This is a genomic window from Methylocaldum gracile (assembly GCF_053646815.1).
On record NZ_CM132196.1, the window covers coordinates 4,038,763 to 4,059,287 of the forward strand.

12 protein-coding genes are annotated in these 20,525 nt (G+C 55.6%); 4 read left to right on the forward strand and 8 right to left on the reverse strand.

Translation table 11 applies throughout. The features are described 5' to 3' along the window. Nucleotides 1-560 precede the first annotated feature (560 nt). Complete coding sequence (locus ACWJJK_RS17970) at nucleotides 561-1,823, forward strand: alpha-amylase family glycosyl hydrolase (RefSeq protein ID WP_454128334.1); 1,263 nt, start codon at nucleotides 561-563, stop codon at nucleotides 1,821-1,823. Between the two features lie 989 nt (nucleotides 1,824-2,812). Then, nucleotides 2,813-4,285: a glycogen synthase gene (locus ACWJJK_RS17975; RefSeq protein ID WP_240502513.1), complete on the forward strand. Its 1,473-nt coding sequence runs from the start codon at nucleotides 2,813-2,815 to the stop codon at nucleotides 4,283-4,285. Between the two features lie 30 nt (nucleotides 4,286-4,315). Here ACWJJK_RS17975 and argA read toward each other — a convergent pair whose 3' ends face one another. The 8 genes from argA to ACWJJK_RS18015 all read right to left on the reverse strand — a co-directional run bounded on the left by argA (nucleotide 4,316) and on the right by ACWJJK_RS18015 (nucleotide 17,303). Continuing rightward, nucleotides 4,316-5,656: an amino-acid N-acetyltransferase gene (gene argA, locus ACWJJK_RS17980; protein WP_454128335.1), complete on the reverse strand. Its 1,341-nt coding sequence runs from the start codon at nucleotides 5,654-5,656 to the stop codon at nucleotides 4,316-4,318. A 7-nt stretch (nucleotides 5,657-5,663) separates the two neighbouring features. Continuing rightward, on the reverse strand, nucleotides 5,664-6,830 hold the full coding sequence (gene argE / locus ACWJJK_RS17985; RefSeq protein WP_086134977.1) for an acetylornithine deacetylase: 1,167 nt from the start codon (nucleotides 6,828-6,830) through the stop codon (nucleotides 5,664-5,666). A 4-nt stretch (nucleotides 6,831-6,834) separates the two neighbouring features. After that, nucleotides 6,835-8,532: a dihydroxy-acid dehydratase gene (gene ilvD, locus ACWJJK_RS17990; protein ID WP_454128336.1), complete on the reverse strand. Its 1,698-nt coding sequence runs from the start codon at nucleotides 8,530-8,532 to the stop codon at nucleotides 6,835-6,837. 193 nt (nucleotides 8,533-8,725) lie between these two features. Next, on the reverse strand, nucleotides 8,726-9,418 hold the full coding sequence (locus ACWJJK_RS17995) for a TIGR04211 family SH3 domain-containing protein (protein WP_133716720.1): 693 nt from the start codon (nucleotides 9,416-9,418) through the stop codon (nucleotides 8,726-8,728). A 190-nt stretch (nucleotides 9,419-9,608) separates the two neighbouring features. Continuing rightward, on the reverse strand, nucleotides 9,609-12,365 hold the full coding sequence (gene prsT / locus ACWJJK_RS18000) for an XrtA/PEP-CTERM system TPR-repeat protein PrsT (RefSeq protein ID WP_454128337.1): 2,757 nt from the start codon (nucleotides 12,363-12,365) through the stop codon (nucleotides 9,609-9,611). Nucleotides 12,366-12,374: 9 nt separating this feature from the next. Continuing rightward, nucleotides 12,375-13,727: a PEP-CTERM-box response regulator transcription factor gene (gene prsR, locus ACWJJK_RS18005; protein ID WP_205780766.1), complete on the reverse strand. Its 1,353-nt coding sequence runs from the start codon at nucleotides 13,725-13,727 to the stop codon at nucleotides 12,375-12,377. Continuing rightward, nucleotides 13,724-15,829: an XrtA/PEP-CTERM system histidine kinase PrsK gene (gene prsK, locus ACWJJK_RS18010; protein ID WP_210023821.1), complete on the reverse strand. Its 2,106-nt coding sequence runs from the start codon at nucleotides 15,827-15,829 to the stop codon at nucleotides 13,724-13,726. The genes prsR and prsK overlap by 4 nt, the downstream gene beginning before the upstream one ends. Before the next feature lie 79 nt (nucleotides 15,830-15,908). Next, on the reverse strand, nucleotides 15,909-17,303 hold the full coding sequence (locus ACWJJK_RS18015; protein ID WP_077730393.1) for a TIGR03013 family XrtA/PEP-CTERM system glycosyltransferase: 1,395 nt from the start codon (nucleotides 17,301-17,303) through the stop codon (nucleotides 15,909-15,911). Nucleotides 17,304-18,136: 833 nt separating this feature from the next. Between ACWJJK_RS18015 and tviB the strand changes: the two genes are divergently transcribed. Both tviB and ACWJJK_RS18025 read left to right on the forward strand, forming a co-directional pair. Continuing rightward, entirely contained in the window at nucleotides 18,137-19,417 is a 1,281-nt protein-coding gene (tviB, locus tag ACWJJK_RS18020; protein WP_276205393.1) for a Vi polysaccharide biosynthesis UDP-N-acetylglucosamine C-6 dehydrogenase TviB, read from the forward strand. An 18-nt stretch (nucleotides 19,418-19,435) separates the two neighbouring features. Beyond that, nucleotides 19,436-20,446, forward strand: coding sequence for an NAD-dependent epimerase (locus tag ACWJJK_RS18025; RefSeq protein ID WP_077730391.1), 1,011 nt, complete (start codon nucleotides 19,436-19,438; stop codon nucleotides 20,444-20,446). Nucleotides 20,447-20,525: the final 79 nt, after the last annotated feature.

Below are 20,525 nucleotides of genomic sequence, written 5' to 3' on the forward strand. Positions count from 1 at the left end.
TCCCGAAGTCGAGCAAACCGCCACAAGGGATGCCAATCGGCATCCCTTTTTTCAGCCGACATTCGAAAGTCATCGAAGCTTGTCCGACGTTCCTTTAGAGCGCGTTCATCTCGCTCATACGGCATAACGGGCTTGGCGGAAGTCGTTGGCGCTTTCGGCTAGGGTAAATCGACTCAAGTATTTGTAGGTCGGCAATCCTTTGCCGACGAACCCGTTGCCCTAACGGCGGCGTCGGGAAGGGCGGCTTCGGCGCTCCAATCGCAAACGGTCATCCCAGGAGCGCTGGGATGACCGTTTGCGATTGGAAGGGTCGCGGCTAAAGCGACCGTTTGCGATTGGGAGGGATTCCCGACCTACTCGCGAGTTCCCGTACGGTAGATATGAAAATGCTTTAGTTTTTCCAAACCCGGCGACCGAAACCGCAGCAAAAGGGCTTCCGGGAGGTCCTGAACCTGGGAGGGTGGATGAACCCCGCTGCGCTTACCGCGGTCTATTCGATATAGGGCCATCCGCCCCCGACCTAGATTATTTACCTCGCGCCGAGCGATTCTCCAAAACGCATGAAAATCTATAACCTCTTCCCGCGGCTCGCGGGTCCTTTGAATCGTTGGAAGCCGCATCTGGAAAGAGCGGCGGATATGGGATTCGACTGGATCTTCGTCAATCCCATCCAAAAGCTCGGACGATCCCGCAGCCTTTATTCCATCAAGGATTATTTTCAAATCGATCCCTGGTTGCTGAATGCCCGCTCTTCCAAATTGCCGGAAGAACAACTGCGCGAGATCGCAAGTCAAGCCGAAAGCCTGGGGCTCGGCATGATCGTCGATTTGGTCATCAATCATTGTGCCTATGATTCGGCTTTGCTCAAGCAGCATCCGGAGTGGTTCGTCAAGCAAGGCAGGCGCATCGCCCACCCGTTCTGTATGCATGAAGGAGAAAAGGTCGTCTGGCGCGATCTCGCGCAATTCGATCATCAGCATACGTCCGATCCGAAAGGTCTGTATCGTTACTGCCGCGAAATCGTCGAATACCTGGTCGGCCTGGGCTTTAAGGGACTGCGCTGCGATGCGGCTTACCAGTTACCCAGCCGTTTCTGGGCACGGCTCATCGAAGAAACCAAACGGGCGCACCCCGAAACCGTATTCCTGGCCGAGACCTTGGGCTGTAGTGCCGATCAAACCCGGGAAACCGCGCAAGCCGGTTTCGACTTTATCTTCAACAGCTCGAAATGGTGGGATTTTTCCGGCTCCTGGCTGATGGATCAATACCGGCTCACACGTGAAATCGTACCGTCCGTCAGTTTCCCCGAAAGCCACGATACGGCACGCGCATTCGCGGAGTTCCAGCAGAATGTCGATGCGGTCAAACAGCGCTATTTCTTCTCGGCGCTGTTTTCCGCCGGTGTGATGATACCCATGGGATTCGAATTCGGCTTCCGAAAGCCGCTCCACGTCGTCGATACCACGCCTGATGACTGGGAAAAAACGGATATCGATTTGACCGGCTACATCAAACAGATCAATGGAATCAAGAGCCGGCATCAGATATTCGATGAGGAGAGCGCCACGCAAGTGCTCGACCATTCCAATCCGGAAATCTTGCTGATGCGAAAAACCGCCAGCCGGAAGCGTAGCGAGGCATTGATCATTATGAACAAGGACGCTTGGAATCGGCAGAATTTCTTCTCCGACAATCTGTACCATCTTGTTCAAAGCGAACCGCCGCTGTTCGATGTCTCGCCGGAATGGCCCCTGGATTACTTGCCGACGCCTTTCCAGTTCGAGCTGACACCGGGAATGGGACGGGTCCTGGTAACGCAGTGACGCTCTCTGCCCGCATCGAAAGTGCAACCAAAGTAACGCAAAATGCGGGCTGACCGGTGGAGAGGCCGATCTTCGGCAATCATTCCATCCAATAATCCGTGGCCGTCATCACCCCGATTTCGCGACGCACAGGCCACCCGAGTAAATAGGCTAACTCCTAACTTGAGCCGACATGGCGTTTTTTTCGAAACCCTGGATCGCTTAAACTAGCCTTGTCGAGTTCATGTTAGGCAACCGGACGCAACCTCATGACCCAAAAGACCCCGCCTCAAGATAAGAAAGTAAACGCTTCCGAGTCCCAAAAAGGAAAACCCGGAAAAGCCATGGAGAAGCCCGCGACAAAGGAAAAATCCCAAGCCAAGGCCACTCGATCCAAAGCTGCAAACGCGCGTTCGCCGTCGGAGACCTCCGTTGTTCGCGCGAAGCCTTCTACGAGGTCCAAGACTCCGGCATCCGGGAAAGCAGTTCGCCACGAGCCGGAGAAAGAAACCGTTTCCCTCGCGGCAGCCATGGCGCCGGCCGAAAAAATCGCGCCCAAAGCTTCAGGGAAAAAGCCGGAAAAAGCCGAACCGGAAGTGAAGCTGGTTAGCGCGAAGCTCGGTCGGGCGGATCAAAAGAAGCCGGTCGAACTCGCTTCAGCCGAATCTCCCGCGAAAGTTACGGAAGCTGAGGCATGGTCACGACATTCAAAGAAATCAGAGGACTCTGACGAAATACCGCCCGCTCCGATTTCTGCCGCCGATTCGCTGTCAGCACCTGAGCCGATAGCCCCCGAACGCCTAGAGACTGCGGAGCTATTGCCCTCAGAGACAGCTAGTGCAATTCCGGCTCCGACGCCGACGCCAGAAGAGTTCCGTCCCTTGGAGAAAATGCCCCCGCCCGAACCGGAATCCGTGCCGGTGGAACCGGAACCGCGATCAGCGTCGCAGGCTCAGCTCGCGCCTGAACCCGAACCGATGCCACACCAGCCTGTTTCAGCGATTCCGTCGATGTTTATCGTTCAGATCACGCCCGAGCTCGCGCCCGTCGCCAAAGTCGGCGGCCTCGCCGATGTCGTGTTCGGACTCGGCAACGAACTGGAAATCCGCGGCAATCACGTCGAAATCATACTGCCCAAATACGATTGCCTACGTTACGACCATATCTGGGGCCTGTGCGAAACCTACAAAGACTTGTGGGTGCCCTGGTACGGCGGCGCCATTCATTGCACCGTCTATTTCGGATTCGTGCATGGCCGCAAGTGCTTCTTCATCGAGCCGCATTCCAGCGACAATTTCTTCAACCGCGGCTGCATTTACGGCTTCAACGACGACGTTCTGCGCTTCGCGTTCTTCACGCGGGCGGCCATGGAGTTTCTCTGGAAATCCGGCAAGAATCCCGACATCATTCATTGCCATGACTGGCAGACGGCGCTGGCGCCGGTGTTTCTGTTCGAGATCTATAAATTCCTCGGCATGACCCACCCGCGGGTGTGCTTCACCATCCACAATTTCAAGCACCAGGGAGTCACCGGCGCGCAAGTGCTCCACGCGACCGGCCTCAACCGGCCCGAATACTATTTCCATTACGACCGGCTGCGGGACAATTTCAATCCCCATGCGATCAATCTGATGAAAGCCGGCGTGGTCTATTCCAACTTCGTGACGACCGTTTCCCCGCGCCATGCCAACGAAGCCAAGGACCAGGGCCAGGGTTTCGGCCTTGAACCCACGCTGCATATCCACCACGTAAAATACGGCGGCGTCGTCAACGGCATCGATTACAACGTGTGGAATCCGGAAATCGACCATCATATCGCGCAGCGCTACGGCGTCGACAACATCGAGGAAAAATACAAGAACAAGAAGGCGCTGCGAGACCGCCTGATGATCGCCGACAACGAAAAACCGATCGTCGCCTTCGTCGGCCGGCTGGACCCCCAGAAAGGGCTGGAACTCATCCGCCACGCCATTTTTTATACGTTGCACCGGCGCGGCCAGTTCGTGCTGCTGGGCTCCAGTCCGGACGGACAGATCAACAGCTATTTCTGGAGCCTGAAACACCAACTGAACGATAACCCGGATTGTCACATCGAAATCGGCTTCAACGAGGAACTGTCGCATCTCATCTACGCCGGCGCGGATATCATGCTGGTGCCGAGCCAGTTCGAACCCTGCGGTCTCACCCAGCTGATCGCCATGCGCTACGGCACCGTGCCCGTGGTGCGGGAAGTCGGCGGCCTGGCGGACACGGTATTCGACAAGGATTATTCGTACAAGCCGCTGAACGAGCGCAACGGCTATGTGTTCAGGGATTACGATTACAGCGGGCTGGAATCGGCGCTCGGACGGGCGTTGAGCTGTTACTACGACTATCCCGATCACTTCCGGGAACTGATGAAGAACGCCATGCGCTACGATTTCTCGTGGAAGAATCCGGGACAGGATTACCTCAATATCTACGACCTCATCCGCGAGAAATAAGACTCGCTCGGCAAGACCCGGACGATTAGCTCAAGATCGCGAAAGCTCGAGCGGCTTGATCAATACCTTGGAGGCGCGTTGGAGGCTATAAGATGCCCGGCGCGCCTCGGGCAAATCGGCAGTGTTCGCCTGTTCGAAACCGCGTTCCCGGAACCAGTGCGCCGTTTGAGTGGTTAGCGCGAATAGCCGATTCAGATGCAGGGTGCGGGCCTTCGCCTCCAGATATTCGAGCAAACGCTCGCCCCGCTTTTCGCCGCGGTAATCGTCATGGAGCGCGAGGCAGGCCAATTCTCCCATCCGTTCTTCCCGGAACACATGCAACGCGGCGCAGCCGATAATCAGTCCGTCCCGCTCGATCACCACGAAATCGTGGATATCGGTTTCCAGCCGTTCGCGGGAGCGCGGCACCAGTACGCCGGCTTGCTCGAGCGGCGCGATAAGATCGAGCACCCCCGCAACGTCCTGAACCTTCGCCGGGCGCATGGTTTCGAACGGCGTTCGGCTAATCAGCGTTCCGATACCGTCTCGGGTGAACAATTCGAGCAGTACGGCGCCGTCGATGTGGCGATCGAGCAAGTGAGCGCGCTGTACACCTTCGCGACACGCCCTGACCGCAGCTTTGAGGTGCGGAATAACCTCCTTGTTCGCTAAGGCGCTTTCGTCTTTCAGCAATTCCTCGGCCTCGCCGGTGGTAAGCTGCCGAATCAGCTTCCCGTCGGAACTGGAGATGCAGTCTTGTTCCGTCAACAGCAGCAGCTTGTCGGCCCTGAGGGCGATGGCGGCCGATGTCGCGACCTGTTCGGCATTGAGGTTGAACACCTCGCCGGTGGGCGAGTAACCGATCGCGGAGAGCAACACGATATCGCCCCGGTCCAGTGCTCCGCGAATCCCGTCGACATCGATGCGCCTCACTTCTCCGGTGTTCTGGAAATCCACGCCATCCCGAACGCCCACCGGCTTTGCCGCGACGAAATTGCCCGAGGCTACCCGGATACGCACACCGGCCATCGGCGAATTGGCTAGGCCTTGCGACAACAATGCCTCGATTTCCACCCGAACCGTTCCCGCAGCCTCCTTGACGCATTCGAGCGCCGTTTTATCGGTGATGCGAAGCCCTTGATGATAATTCGCCTCGACGCCACGGAATCTCAGACGGGCGTCGATTTGGGGGCGAATCCCGTGCACCAGAACCAGGCGCACGCCCAGTCCGTTGAGCATGGCGAAATCGTGGATCGCGTTCGGGAATCCGCTATCGGCAACGGCTTCCCCGCCGAACGACACGACGAAGGTTTTTCCCCTATGAGCATGGATGTAGGGCGAAGAATCGCGAAACCAGCGAACGAAAACGTCGGGAGAAGTCGATGAAGGCATTTTCCGCTCAAGCCTCGGGCCGGATGCAAAACCGTTCGATCAAACGGCTCAGGATATCGGTTCCTGCACGGATATGAGTCATCGGAAGATACTCGTCGGGTTGATGGGCCTGTTCGATATGGCCCGGTCCCATGACGACGGTTTGCAGCCCGAGCCGTTTCAGAAACGGGGCCTCGGTGCCGAACGCAACGGCACCGGAATCGTAGCCGCTCAATTCCTCGCAACACCGGACGATTTCCCCGTTGGCATCGCTCTCGAACGGCGGCAATCCCTCGAACATGCGGCGGATTTCGAGGGAAAGCCCATTGGCTTGGGCCAATACCGGCTCCAGCCGTTTTACCAGCTTCTCGTGCAAATCCTCGAGCTCCATTCCCGGCAACGGGCGAATGTCGATCTGGGTTTCGCAGTGCGCGCAAATGCGGTTGGGATTGTCTCCGCCGTGGATAGAACCGAGATTCAGCGTCGGATAATCCACTTTGAACGCCGGATTGCGGTGCCGAGCCCTGAGCTCGGCACGGAAAGCCAGCAATTCCGACAGTACGGCGTGCATGCCATCGATCGCGTTCGCGCCCAAGGAGGGATCGCTCGAATGCCCGGCCTTTCCCCTCACCACGATGGATTCGAGCATGACGCCCTTGTGCATGCGGATCGGCTTGAGACCGGTAGGCTCCCCAATGACGGCGTAACGCCCGAGTTTCACATTGTCCGCTACCAGGGATTTCACTCCCGACATCGAACTTTCTTCGTCGGCGGTCGCGAGAATGACCAAAGGATGTCGAAAGTCCTTGGCTTCGAAGCGGTTTGCCGCCTCCAAGGCCAGCGCAAAGAAGGATTTCATGTCGGCGCTGCCGAGGCCATAAATACGACCATCCTTTTCCACGGCCTTGAAAGGGTCCGAAGACCATAATTCGGGATCGCAAGGAACTGTATCGGTATGGCCTGACAGGACTAGTCCGGTGGGATCCTCGCGACTGCCCAGGGTTGCGATCAGATTGGCTTTGCGATCGCCGATAGCACGGATTTCGACAGAAAAGCCCAGTCCGCCCAGCCACTCCGCCAAAAGATGGATGACCGCAAGATTGCTTTGATCATAATGGGGATCTGTGCAACTGACCGAGGGGCGCTCGATGAGCGCCCCGATCATTTCGAGCGTTTCCGGAATGGCCCGGTTCACGACCTTAGATGTCCTCCAGATTCATATCGGTTACCGCACCTTGGGAGGCGGACGATACGAGCTTGGCGTACTTGGCGAGCACCCCTTTGGTATAGCGCGGCTTGGGCTGGCGCCACTCCGCGAGCCGAGAGCGTATTTCGTCCTCGCCGAGGTGCAATGTGATTTCGCGCCTTTCGGCGTCGATGGTAATGGTGTCGCCGTTACGAACGATCGCCAGAGGGCCGCCCGCATAGGCCTCGGGCGTAATGTGACCGACGACGAAACCGTGGGTGCCGCCGGAAAACCGCCCGTCGGTGATGAGCGCCACATCCTTGGCCAAGCCTTTGCCCATGACGGCGGAAGTAGGCGAAAGCATTTCGCGCATGCCGGGACCGCCCTTGGGTCCTTCGTAGCGTATGACGATGACATCGCCTTTCTGCACCGTCCCGTCTAAGATCGCCTTCAGGGCCAATTCCTCACAGTCGAAGACCCGCGCCTGCCCGGTGAAGGAAAGCCCTTCCTTTCCGGTGATTTTGGCAACGGCACCCTCGGGCGCGAGATTGCCTTTCAGAACCACCAAATGGCTGTCCTTTTTGATCGGGTTATCGAGGGGACGTATCATCTCCTGCCCATCGGGATACGGACGCACGTCCGCCAAATTTTCGGCGAGTGTTTTACCCGTTACGGTGAGGCAGTCACCGTGCAAAAGTCCCGCGTCCAGCAACATCTTCATCAAAGGTAAGATGCCGCCGATTTCGATCAGTTCCGCCATGGCGTAGCGTCCGCTCGGCTTGAGATCGGCCAGCATGGGTACTTTCTCGCCGATGCGGGTGAAATCGTCCAGCGTCAGATCGACGCCGCAGGCGTTGGCCATGGCCAAGAGGTGCAACACCGCGTTGGTGGACCCGCCCAACGCGATGACGACCGTAATGGCGTTCTCGAAAGCCGGTTTGCTCATGATGTCGCGGGGGCGGATGCCGAGTTCCAGGAGCTTGAGCACCTGCTGGCCGGCCCTTGCGCAATCCGATTGTTTATCCGGCGAAACAGCCGCCTGGGCGGAGCTGCCGGGAAGACTCATGCCCAGCGCTTCGATGGCCGAAGCCATGGTGTTGGCGGTGTACATGCCGCCGCACGAGCCCGCGCCGGGAATCGCCTTGGCCTCGATCTCCTTCAATTGCGCGTCGTCGATCTTGTCATTGGCGCGGGCACCGACCGCCTCGAATACGGACACAACGTCGAGCTTCTTATCGCCAAGACAGCCGGGCAGAATGGTGCCGCCGTAGACGAATACCGCGGGACGGTTGAGGCGCGCCAGCGCGATCAGGCAACCCGGCATATTCTTGTCGCAGCCGCCTATGGCCACGACACCGTCGAAGCCCTGACAGCCTACGACCGTCTCGATGGAATCGGCGATGACTTCTCGGGACACCAGCGAGTACTTCATGCCCTCCGTGCCCATCGAGATGCCGTCCGAAATGGTGATGGTATTGAAGATCACGGCCTTGCCGCCGCTTTGATCCACACCGCGGGCTGCGTCGTCCGCCAGACGGTTGATGTGCATATTGCACGGCGTCACCATGCTCCAGGTGGACGCGATGCCGATCTGGGGCTTTTTGAAATCGTCATCCGAAAAACCGACCGCGTGCAGCATGGCCCGGCTCGGCGCCCGTTCCATGCCGTCGACGACCTGGGATGAAAAGGAACGGGTTTCTTTATCGCTCATCAGTAATCTCCAACAACAGGACTTAGCCGATTTACGGCTTGTAACACAGTAACAAATCGACTGGCGGCTTAGAGGCCATTATGAACTTTCAAGGATGATCCGAAGAATCGAGCATTCGGCGCAAACGTGGGTAGTCTCGACAGGTTTGCCTGCTTCTGTAATTCAATCCGTTAAGCCGAAATCATTACAGGCGCTAGAACGAACCCCAAGCACTTTTCTTGCGCCAGCTCATGCGCGGCAGGACCACTCCGAGCACGATGCCCCCGAAAAGCACTCCGGCGCCGATCATAAACCAATCTTGACGATGATCCTCATCCAAAGCCTGCTTCTCCCGGCGAATCGTATCCAATTCCCGTTCAAGCTTGATAACGCTTTCCCGCAGCATATCGCGCTCGGCCTGGATTTGGAGAACATTGGCAGAGGCCTGACGTATCGCCATCAGTTCGGTGTTCAGGCGGGTAGTCTCTGCTTGAAGTTGTTGGGCTGTCTTATCGGTACTTTGTTTCCCTGATGTTACGGTAGACAGTTCACTTTTCAGCCGTTTGTTTTCTTCCAATGCTGTCTCGAGTTTTTTGGTCATTTCGTCCAGCTGGTTGATAGCGATTGGCTGATCAGAAAGATACCGACTGAGTATCCATCCCTCCTCACCGCTGTCCAACCGCACGAAGGAATAACCCGTCTGGGGATTTTTCTCGAGCACGTTAACCGCCGTGCCCGAAGGCACCATTCTTACAATCTTGTGTTGTAAGCTCTGACCCCGGCGCAACTGAACTTCCAATCTGTCGGTGACATAGGCCTTCTCGGCGGCGTAAATCGTGACAGGGGCAGAAAGAATAAGTACGAAGAGAATCGTTGTTAACGTATTTTTTTGCATCAGCAGAGCCACTTAACGTTCTAGCAATAGTTAAAGGGTGAGATTTGATTTCTCGCCACGACCGACCCTAGCATGAAAAGCCACAGCGCAGAAGAATTCTCTCGGGCAACATTCGGGCCGGCCCGTATCGCTCTCGCCCGGGCAACGCACATTCCGGCACCGAGAAAGTGTCGCGCTTTTTTTTACCCGCTCGGTTGCGACACTACATTCCCTTGAGCAGGATCTCGGCTTTTTCCCGTTCAGCAAAATTTTTCTTCTCCTTCAACAGGCGCTCCAGTTCCTTGCGTGCCTCGTCTTTCCGCCCAGACTTAGCCAAAGCCTCAGCCAAATGAATACGAATCTGCGCCACATGGGGTGCATGCACGGCAGCGTCCTGCAGTAAATTCAGGCCTTCTTTCTGTTTTCCGTTCTGGACGAAAATCCACCCGACCGTATCCATGACTTCCGGACGATTCTCGGATGCCGGGAGCAATTTTTCGGCTAAAGGCAAAGCCTTGTCGCTGCCCAATTCTTGATACAACCAGGCCAGGTTATTTTGGACGAGCGAGTTTTCCGGCTTCAGGCTTTGAGCTTTTTCGTAAGCCTCCACGGCTTCTTTCCGTCTCCCGGCCTCCTGATAAGCCATAGCTAGCATCATCCAGGACTCGACGTCGTCTTGGGACAATTGCAGCCAATGAGTCAGCCCGTCAAACGCCTCGGTATCCTGCCCCAAAGCATGGCGCGTCTGAAACAACCGCCGCGCCAAGGCCGAGTTCGGAGCCAATTGGAAAGCCTTTTCATAAGACGCGAGCGCTTCCTTGAACAGCTTCTGAGCGAACCGAATGTCGCCATCCATTTGGAAGCCCACAGCTAACTTCGGGTGCTTGGCCTTGATATCTTCCGCTATTTTTAATGCTTCTCGGTAATTCTTGTCCTGAAGGTTGAACTCCGCTTTAGCTAAGAGGGCCGGCATATAATCGGGAGCTTGCTTCAAAACACTTTCCCATTCGACCCTAGCCGCTTGCTTTTCGCCCTTTTTATACAGGACTTGGGCCAATTGATGGCGATATTCCGGATTCCCCGGAACCTTGCTCACCAATTTCTTAAACGTGGCGATGGCACTTGCTCCCTGGTCGTTGGCCGATTGAGCCAAGCCCAGACTTTGAAGCGCCAATGGGTGATCGGGATTATTGGCTTCGGCATCGCGAGCAACCTCCAACGCCTGCAAAGGCTTACCCTGTGCCAGGAAGTATCGGGACAGCAACACCGACGGCTGCAACACCTTTGGATTTCTTTCGCGGGCCTCCTTGAGATGTTTCTCCATATTTTGATAGTCCTTACGCATTTCGGCGATCTGAGCCAGACCGATGAGCGCCGCCAAGTTTTTCGGGTCGCGTTGGAGAATCTGTTGATAACGTTGGGACGCGGCATCATGGTTGTTGCCCCTGAGTTCAAGCTTCGCCAAATTAAGCGCGGCGGTAGCATAATCGGGATTGAGCTTCAATGCCGCCGTCCAGTGCTCGCGCGCCTTATCCGTATCGCCCTTGGACATATAGGCGGTGCCAAGCAAATTATCCGGCATTGGGTCGCCCGGCATCTTGCTCATCAGTTTTCGTGCCGCCTCGATCGCTTCATCCGGCTTCTTCTGCTGGATCAAGGCTAGGACCAACATGACGTCCGCTTGCAACAGGTTTTGATCCAGGTCGACGGCGGATTTGAGATCGACCACGGCCTGTTCCATTTGCCCGGACGCGATACGCCCTAGGGCCAACTGCGCTTTGACCGCCGCTACATCGGGAGCGAGTTCGGAGGCTCGATCCAGATACTCCGTAGCTGAGTCGTATTGTTTGCCCTGGAGGTAAGCGCTGCCGAGAAGAGCGAGAAACTGTGGATCGTTGGATGCCTGATCCTCGACTCCCTTCAATAGTTCGATGGCGTCATGGGCGCGTCCCAATTTCATCCGTGTCGCGGCCAGCAGCTTTGCCGCAGGCAGATGCTTTGGAACGGCTCCGAGAAATTGAGAAAGATTGTTCTCCGCGGACTCGTATTTCCCCTGTTGGTAAGCGATCGTGCCCAAAAGCAGCCTGCTGGGCGGATGATTCGGAAGCGCGTTGGTTACTTTGACGAGGGCGTCTTCGGCCTCTTGAAATTCCTTATTCTGAAAGGCTATGACCGCATGAAGATACAGCGCCAACGGCACATCTCCCGCCGCTTTTCGAACCGCATCGACATCTTTTTGCGCATCGTCCGCCTTACCCGAGGCGAGATAAACCGTAGCCCGCCCGAGCCGTGCCCGTATGTCGAAAGGCTGGACCTCGAGCGCCCTGGTGAAGGCATCGGCCGCCCCGGTCAGGTCGCCATCCAGCCGCTTGGTTTCTCCCAAAATAATCCATCCGCTTACATTCTTGGGATCCTTGACAATGGACTGATTGGCGTATTCGATCGCCTTCTTGTACTGTTTTTGCTGCACCTCAAGCATGGCAAGTCCCAACAAGGCGTCGCTCGCCATCGAGTCGAACTTCAGGGCGGCATCGAAGCTTTCCTTTGCCTGCTCCGGCTCCCGCAGGGCGATTTGAGCCAAACCACGAATGCCGTACACTTGAGCGCGAATCGTACCGGTCAAATCGTCTTCCGGCTTGATTTGGTCCAGAACGGCTTTCGGCTTGTCCTGCAACAGATAGGCCCGCGCCAGAGGAATGATCCACTTTTCTTTTGACGCCCCCAAGTCTCGGGCTTTTTCCAACTCTTTGACCGCCGACGGGCCATCAGCCAACTTGAGATACGACTCCCCGATCAATATGCGCGCGTCGGCATTTTCCGGGTCGCTCTGCAGCAAGTTTTTCAGCTGAATGACCGCCGCCTTAATCTCACCCTTTTGGATGTAATCCTGAGCCTGCTTGAGCAGGTCCACTTCGGCTATCGCCCAGTCGTGACCGATGACCGACGTTAGCAGGATAAGCGCCTGAAGCGTGCGGACCATATCAACCTCCTAAATCTTAAGATTGAATTTGCTCAAGAGTGCATAAAGCGTTGGGCGTGTAATCTCGAGGATTTCAGCCGCTTTGGTGACGTTTTCGCCGGCTTCGCTCAGGGCAGCGCAAATCGCTTGCCTTTCGGCCATGTCGCGAGCCTCCCGCAAACTCCATAAGCGCCGTTTGAATTCACCCGGTGCAAGCTCCATATCCTTGGCATCAATGAGAGGACCCGAGGCCATCACCACCGCTCTCTTGACCTTATGCTCCAACTCCCGAACATTTCCGGGCCAGTGATAGGTTTCCATGGCGGCCAGCGCTCCATCGCTGAAACCGAGGATGTTTGCACGACGCATTTGCTGCGCAAACTTGTCCAGGAAAGCGCGCGCCAAAACCGCCACATCTCCGGTTCTTTCCCTGAGCGGCGGAATGTTGATGATCATTTCGTTGATGCGGAAATAAAGGTCTTCTCGAAACTTTCCTTCACTGATCAGCTTCGAGAGATTTTGGTGGGTGGCGCAAATCAAGCGCACATCGACTTTGATCGGCTGCCGTCCTCCGACCCGCTCGACGACCCGTTCCTGCAGCACGCGCAAGAGCTTCGGTTGTAGCGATAGAGGGATATCGCCGATTTCATCGAGAAAAAAGGTTCCGCCATCGGCCAATTCGAACTTGCCCTTGGTTTGTTGAGTCGCGCCGGTATACGCCCCCTTCTCGAAACCGAACAGTTCGCTTTCCAATAAGCTATCCGGGATCGCAGCCGCATTGACGGCAACAAAAGGCTTTTTCGAACGCGGGCTCAACGCATGAAGCGCGCGTGCGAGTACCTCCTTGCCGGTACCGCTCTCACCCAACAGCAGCACAGTAATATCGGTCGGCGCCAGACGCTCGATCATGCGACAAACTTCGTGCATCTCGGGACTGGCCGCGATGACGCCTTCCAACGGGTTAGTGATGTGCATCCGCCGAAACTGCCGGTTTTCTTCCTCGAGGCTGTAAAGGCGAAATGCCCGCTCCACCACGAAAGACAAGGTTTCCGGATCGATCGGCTTTTGATAGAAGTCGTAAGCGCCGAGCCCGATGGACTTGACCGGATTGACTTGATCGTCGTTACCGGTAATGACGATGACCTTGGTTGTCGGCGCGATGGATAGAATCTCGCTGAGCACCGCGAAACCCTCGCTCACGCCGCCCGGATCCGGGGGTAATCCAAGATCCAGCGTAACAACCGCCGGTTGATTACGCTTGACCGCCGCGATTGCGGATTCTCGGTCGTCCGCCATCAGAACTTTGTATTGCTCGAAGTTCCAGCGAAGTTGACTTTGTAGCCCAGGATCGTCTTCGACGATCAACAGCGTTTGCTCGCTCAAGCGGAATTCACCTCGTTTAAGGCAAGCTCGTCGGAATTGGAAACGACGGGAATCGAGAAGCTGAACAGCGTGCGCTTGCCCGGTTCGCTTGTCACGCTGAGTTCCCCACCCAAAGAACGTATATATTCGCGGCTCTCGTACGCACCGATGCCCATTCCGGTCACTCCCTTCGTGGTTTCGAAAGGCTTGAACAGGCGAGTACGGATAAACTCTTCGTCCATGCCTCGTCCATTGTCCTCGATTTCAACGGCAGCATGGCCGGTCTTACTCATCTTCATTCGAATATGCACCCGACCGTTCTTGCCGGCGGCATCCTGAGCGTTCTGGATAATATGCTCGAAAGAAGACGCCAGGCGGTCGCGATTGGCTCTAACCAGGATCGACTGCCTAAACATATCACACGTGGGAATTGGCGCCTGAGCCTTCCGCGACTCCAGCACCTCACGAACAAGCGCCCCGAGGTCAATCACCTTTTCCGACTGCGCTGAGCCGGAGTTTTTCAATTGGGACATCAGCCGGCTCATTTTCCCGACCGCATGATCCACCGTTTTGATGGCATCTCGCATAAATTCGGGATTGTTGTGATGTCGCTCCGCATTGCGCACCACCAAGCTTAGTTGCGCGATAAGGTTTTTCAAATCATGGATGATAAAAGCGGAAAGCCGGTTGAAACCTTCGAACTGTCGAGCTTCGGCCAGAGCCCGGCCGGCATCCTCGAGCGCCAGATAGCTTGCAGCCAACCGACTGGAGGTCTTCAATAGGTCTATGACTTCCCAATTCCAGTGTATCGGAGTACGAGGACGAGTCAGCAGCAACAGTCCCGACATACACCGTTTCTGCTGAAATAACGGCACCAGCAACCATGCGTCGGAAGCGGGTTCGAGCCACATAGGCCGGTTGAGTCCGTCATAAGCCTCCGGCATCGTCACCATCTCGGGCAAATTGACGATCCACTCCTTATCTTCCATGTAGCGAATTACCGCATCGCCCCCATCGACCAGAGGGACATCGAGCTCCGGTTCTCCGAAGCTCGCCCGCCAGACTAAATGCCCGTTCGATTCCCGGACCCAAAGCACACCGCTAGGACTCTCCACGGCTTGCCCCAAAGCCACGATTATGCGTTCTTCGAGCGCTAACCCGGAGCCGGTATCCGAGAGCATCGTAATGATTCGAAGCCACTCCTCCCGGTAATCGTAGGCATAGTTAAAGAAATTCTTGCTTAGAAAAACTCTCGTGCGGGCCCGCATCTGCCCCGAAAAAAGCAGCAATGCGAGCAACAAGAACGCCCCGACCAGAAAAACGATTTGCGCGACGGTTCCCCATTCCCCGCCGTAAATCTTGATGTAATATCCGGCAGTCGCCATGAGCAACAAATAAATGCCGGCCCCGAGCAGAGTCGCGGAATGAAAGACGACCTGACGGGAAACGAACACATCCACCGACCACTGCGGGTTACGGGCGGCAGAAACGATGAAGAGGGGAGGCAACAGGGCTGAGACAGCGCCGCGCGCCAGCCATAGATCTGGATTGATGCGCTGGAACAACAAGGCGTCCGAGTAAAGATAAAAGTCGTAGGCGAACATTCCTCCCAACGCGAAACACAGGAATTTGATCCGCCACCGAAGATCGGTCCGGATATTGCGAAAATATTGTTCGACCAATACCAGACCGATCAAGGCCAAGCCGACGTGGCCGCAGAGCTGAAACGCAGGCTGAAAAACGTCCGGATAGTATCGTTCCAACCCCGGAGAAATCCAGACATAAACCACCTGGAACCCTACCGCCAGATGAACGCCCCGATTGATGATTCTCGACGTTGTCGAATTCGAATCGGCGCCGGCATCTTTAAGCGGGTTGAACAGCTTGCTGAGGAAGAGCAGCCAGACATAGGTGCGGACGATTTCGACCGACCAAACGACTGCCGCGGGGAAAAAGTGAAAGATTTCCTGTATCGCCAGAACGCCGGACCAGGCCGTGGTCACGAATGATGCCAGGACCAGCCAACGTCCGGTAACATTGCCGCGCCAGCTGACGAGCAATAACGCGCTTAAAAAAAGATAAGCGAAGAAACCTGCCAGATAGCTGGCGGCGCCGACAGTCATGCGTCCTCTGCGTTAAATAAGAATGTTCCGCGAATAAGCGTAGTCAGAATATCCGGAACCAACTTTTCTAAGCGGGCATTCAGCGAGCGCCCTTCCCCCAAACAACCACTTCGATCGTCTGCAACATAATAAGAAAGTCGAGAAAGAGACTGTAATTCTTGACGTAATACAAGTCGTACTGCAGCTTCTCGATGGCATCCTGATAATTCGACCCATACGGATAACACAGTTGCGCCCAGCCGGTAATGCCCGGCTTCACCCGATGGCGTTCCGAATAATAAGGAATGGTTTCTGCGAACTTTTCTACGAATTCAGGCCGCTCCGGACGAGGTCCGACGAAACTCATTTCACCTTTCAGGACGTTGAACAGCTGCGGCAATTCATCAATGCGAGTCTTTCGGATAAATCGCCCCACCCGGGTGACACGATCGTCGTTCCGTGTTGCCCAGCGCGCTTTGCCGTCTTTTTCGGCATCGGTGCGCATGCTCCTGAACTTTATCACCTTGAACAACCGCCAATTTTTCCCAACGCGCACCTGGTGGTAAAACACCGGCGCACGCCAACCGCTCTCGAGCACAATCGCCAAAGCGGTCAGCAACATGATGGGCCAGCTTACCGCGAGTAAAGCAAGGCTTGCCAATACATCGAATGCGCGCTTGGAAAGCTGCTGAAAGCCGCTGTACCGGAACCCGTCGGAAAAAACCAGCCAACTGGGATGCAGACAGTCGACTCGAATCAGCCCCGCCTCACGCTCGAAGAAGTGCAAAAGATCCACCACTTCCAGACCATTCATCTTGCAGTCCAAAATCTCGTCTACGGCAAGCCCTCCCCGGCGATCATCCGGCGCGACAACGATCTCATCGATATCGTGCGCGATGGCGAATTCGTTGAGAGGCATTTCCAACGCACATAGGCGGTGAGGTTCTATCCGACTGACATCTCCACCCATTTGCACAAAGCCGATAACACGAAAGCTCGGATTGGACGCTTTGTTTTCGAACTCTTGAATCATGTTCGCGTTGTAACCGGCCCCTAAAACCAACACCCGGCGCCTAAGCTCCTGCCGGTCCACGAACTTTAGAAACAGGAAACGCGAGAACAGCGTTAAAACCAGGGCCGATAGCAATGCATAGCCGAATACGCCTCGCCCCACGAAAATCGTCGGAATGGCATAAAAGACCAAACCCATCAGAACCGTACCGAGCACAAAACTGGCCAATACGCGAAGCAGCAAACCCGCATCGCCTCCGTGCTGTGCTCGTTGATAAAGCCCCATGCCGGTAGTGCTTGCCAGCATGAACGTGCAGAACAGCGCGGACGGATTGGTCAGTTCGATCGCCGAAAGGCTGCTTTGGAAATCCGGAAAAAATCGTAGAACCGACCCCATATAAAAGGCCGAAAAGAAAATACCGCAGTCCAGCAGGAAAATAACGACATAAATGCTTGAAATATAATGGCGAAAAACGCGGATCATAAATCTTGCCGATTCCTAATCAGATAGTTGCTGCCAGAGCGTACGAAGCTGCCTTATTCCGACAGAGCTACGGGATGAGAATCGGCCGATCAATTTCGAAGAAAAATTGTATCGAGGTCATACTCAAGCAATGTTCAAGACTGCGATTGCGCGGCAAATCAGTGCTGGCTTACTCGATGAATACCGAGTGAACTGTTCTTATTTATGCTCGCCCCCTAGCGCACGGATTTCTCTTATGCCTCAACACTCACCCCAAAGACGAATGCACTCGAGACTAGTCCGGGCTACGCTCGGCGGAGACCTTAAAGTGCATTTGTCTCCGCGATCTTCCAAACCCCAAGTCGACAAGCCGATAGATATTCGGCTTGCGGTCGTAATCGGGCCACAACTTTAACACATTCGCTTCGTACTAAAAGCGCACCTGATTTTGGATTTTTCATTCAGGAATTCGAGCTTACGATGCATGCCGGCCTTTTAAGGCTACCGCTCGGAAACGATGCTTACCGCAAACGGCCGAACAAGAACAATACGTCAACGTCGCCAATCATTTCCCAATTTCATCTGCATCCCCACAATGCAAGGCGCTTATCGAACGACTCGAAAAACTTCCCGCTTCGATGACCGTCCTTTAGAATTGAAGGCGACATTGCGTTATCGGCGTCGCAAACAGTTCCGTCTTTCATGAAATCGTCTCGCTTTAAATCCGATACCAAATCCGATACCGGCCGACCATGGGACTGAATGCGCGTTGTCAAGGCTTAGTCGTCACAAGACTCCCAAAATATAATCTAAGCTTTCGCTGAATTTCCATGATTTCTCACTCATTTGGAGGCATGATGCGCTCGCTCGCTGAAACGAAGATCGGCATAATCGGACTGGGCTATGTAGGACTTCCGCTCGCTGTGGAATTCGGCAAGCACTTCGATACCGTAGGCCTGGATATCAACGCCCAGCGCATTGCGGAATTGAAAGACGGACTCGACCGATCGCTCGAAGTCGACGCCGAAGAACTCGCCAGCGTAAAACGACTGAGCTATACGGCCAATCCCGCCGATCTCTTGAGCTGCAACGTCTATATCGTTACCGTCCCGACCCCCATTGACGAACACAAACGTCCGGATCTGACTCCCCTGGAAAAAGCCAGCGACACGGTCGGCAAGCTTCTCTCGAAAGGCGATATTGTCATTTACGAATCCACGGTTTATCCGGGAGCAACCGAAGAAGTCTGCGTACCGATCCTGGAGGCTCGATCGGGATTGAGCTTCAACCGGGATTTCTACTGCGGTTACAGCCCCGAACGCATCAATCCCGGCGATAAGGAACACCGCGTGACCACCATCAAGAAAGTCACGTCGGGCTCGACCTCGGAAGTCGCCGACTTCGTCGACGAGCTTTACCGAAAAATCATCACGGCCGGCACTCACAAAGCCAGCAGCATCAAAGTCGCCGAGGCGGCGAAAGTCATCGAGAACACGCAGAGAGACGTGAACATCGCGCTCATCAACGAGTTGGCGATCTTGTTCAACAAGTTGGGCTTGAACACGTTAGAGGTTCTCGAGGCCGCCGGAAGCAAGTGGAACTTTCTTCCCTTCCGTCCAGGTCTGGTCGGCGGGCACTGTATCGGTGTCGACCCGTATTACCTGACCCATAAAGCCCAAGAAATCGGGCATCACCCCGAAATCATCCTGGCCGGTCGCCGCATCAACGACGGCATGGGCGAGTATGTCGCCAGTCGATTGGTCAAACTAATGACTCGGAGGCGCCTTCAAGTCTGTCAATCAAACATTCTCATCATGGGATTGACCTTCAAGGAAAATTGCCCCGACATTCGGAACACACGGGTAACGGACATCATCAAAGAACTCGAGAGCTACAATGCTCGGGTCGATGTTTACGATACGTGGGCGAATCCCGAGGAAGTCAAGGAAGAATACGGCATCGATCTCGTCAGGGAGCTTCCGGCCGGAAAGTACGATGCCGTCGTGATTGCCGTCGCCCACCGGGAATTCAAAGCCATGGGCGTCCAAGCCATTCGGGCGTTGGCAAAACCCGACGGCGTCTTGTTCGATGTCAAGTACGCACTGCCCCACGACATCGTAGATGATTACTTATAATTCACAGGGACATCGCCAATGAAAGTATTGGTCACAGGAACGGCGGGATTTATCGGCGCGGCGCTGGCGCAGGTGCTATTGGCACGCGGGGACGAGGTTATCGGCATTGATAACGTCAACGATTACTACGATGTCGGTCTCAAGGAAGCGCGGCTCGCCCGGCTCAAAAGTCACCCCGGCTTCACGGAAATCCGCATCGCCCTGGAAGACCGCGAGCGTCTGAATCAGGCGTTTGCGGATCACCGGCCGCAGCGCGTGGTGAATCTTGCCGCTCAAGCCGGGGTGAGATATTCGCTGACGCATCCTCATGCATACATCGATGCGAATCTGGTGGGTTTCTGCAATATGTTGGAGGCGTGCCGGCATCACGAGATCGAGCACCTAGTCTATGCCTCGTCCAGCTCCGTTTACGGTGCCAATACCGCCATGCCGTTTTCGGTCCACCACAACGTCGACCACCCGGTGAGCCTGTACGCGGCCACGAAGAAAGCCAACGAACTGATGGCGCACACTTACAGCCACCTCTATGGCTTGCCTACCACCGGCCTGCGCTTTTTCACCGTGTACGGCCCTTGGGGCCGCCCGGACATGGCTTTGTTCATGTTCACCCGGAACATCCTGGCCGGTAAGCCGATAGACGTCTTCAATTTCGGACATCACCGCCGCGACTTCACCTATATCGACGATATTGTGGAAGGCGTAGTCAGAGTTCTTGACAACATCGCGGCGCCCAACCCGAATTGGAACGGCGACCACCCCGATCCCGGCACCAGCAAGGCGCCGTACCGCCTTTATAATATCGGCAATCACCAGCCGGTCGAACTCATGCGTTTTATCGAAGTTCTGGAGGATTGCCTCGGCAAGAAAGCCGAAAAAAACCTTCTTCCCATGCAAAGCGGCGATGTACCCGACACCTACGCGGATGTGGACGATCTTATCCGTGATGTAGACTATCGGCCGGCAACGCCCATAGAAACCGGGATTTCCAATTTTGTCGGGTGGTACAAAGATTACTATCGTGTGTCCTAGCCGGGCGATGAGGAAAACAGACCCTGAATCGCACTTCCGAAGCGGACACCCATTGGAATGTGAGAGTCTGTGCACTGGC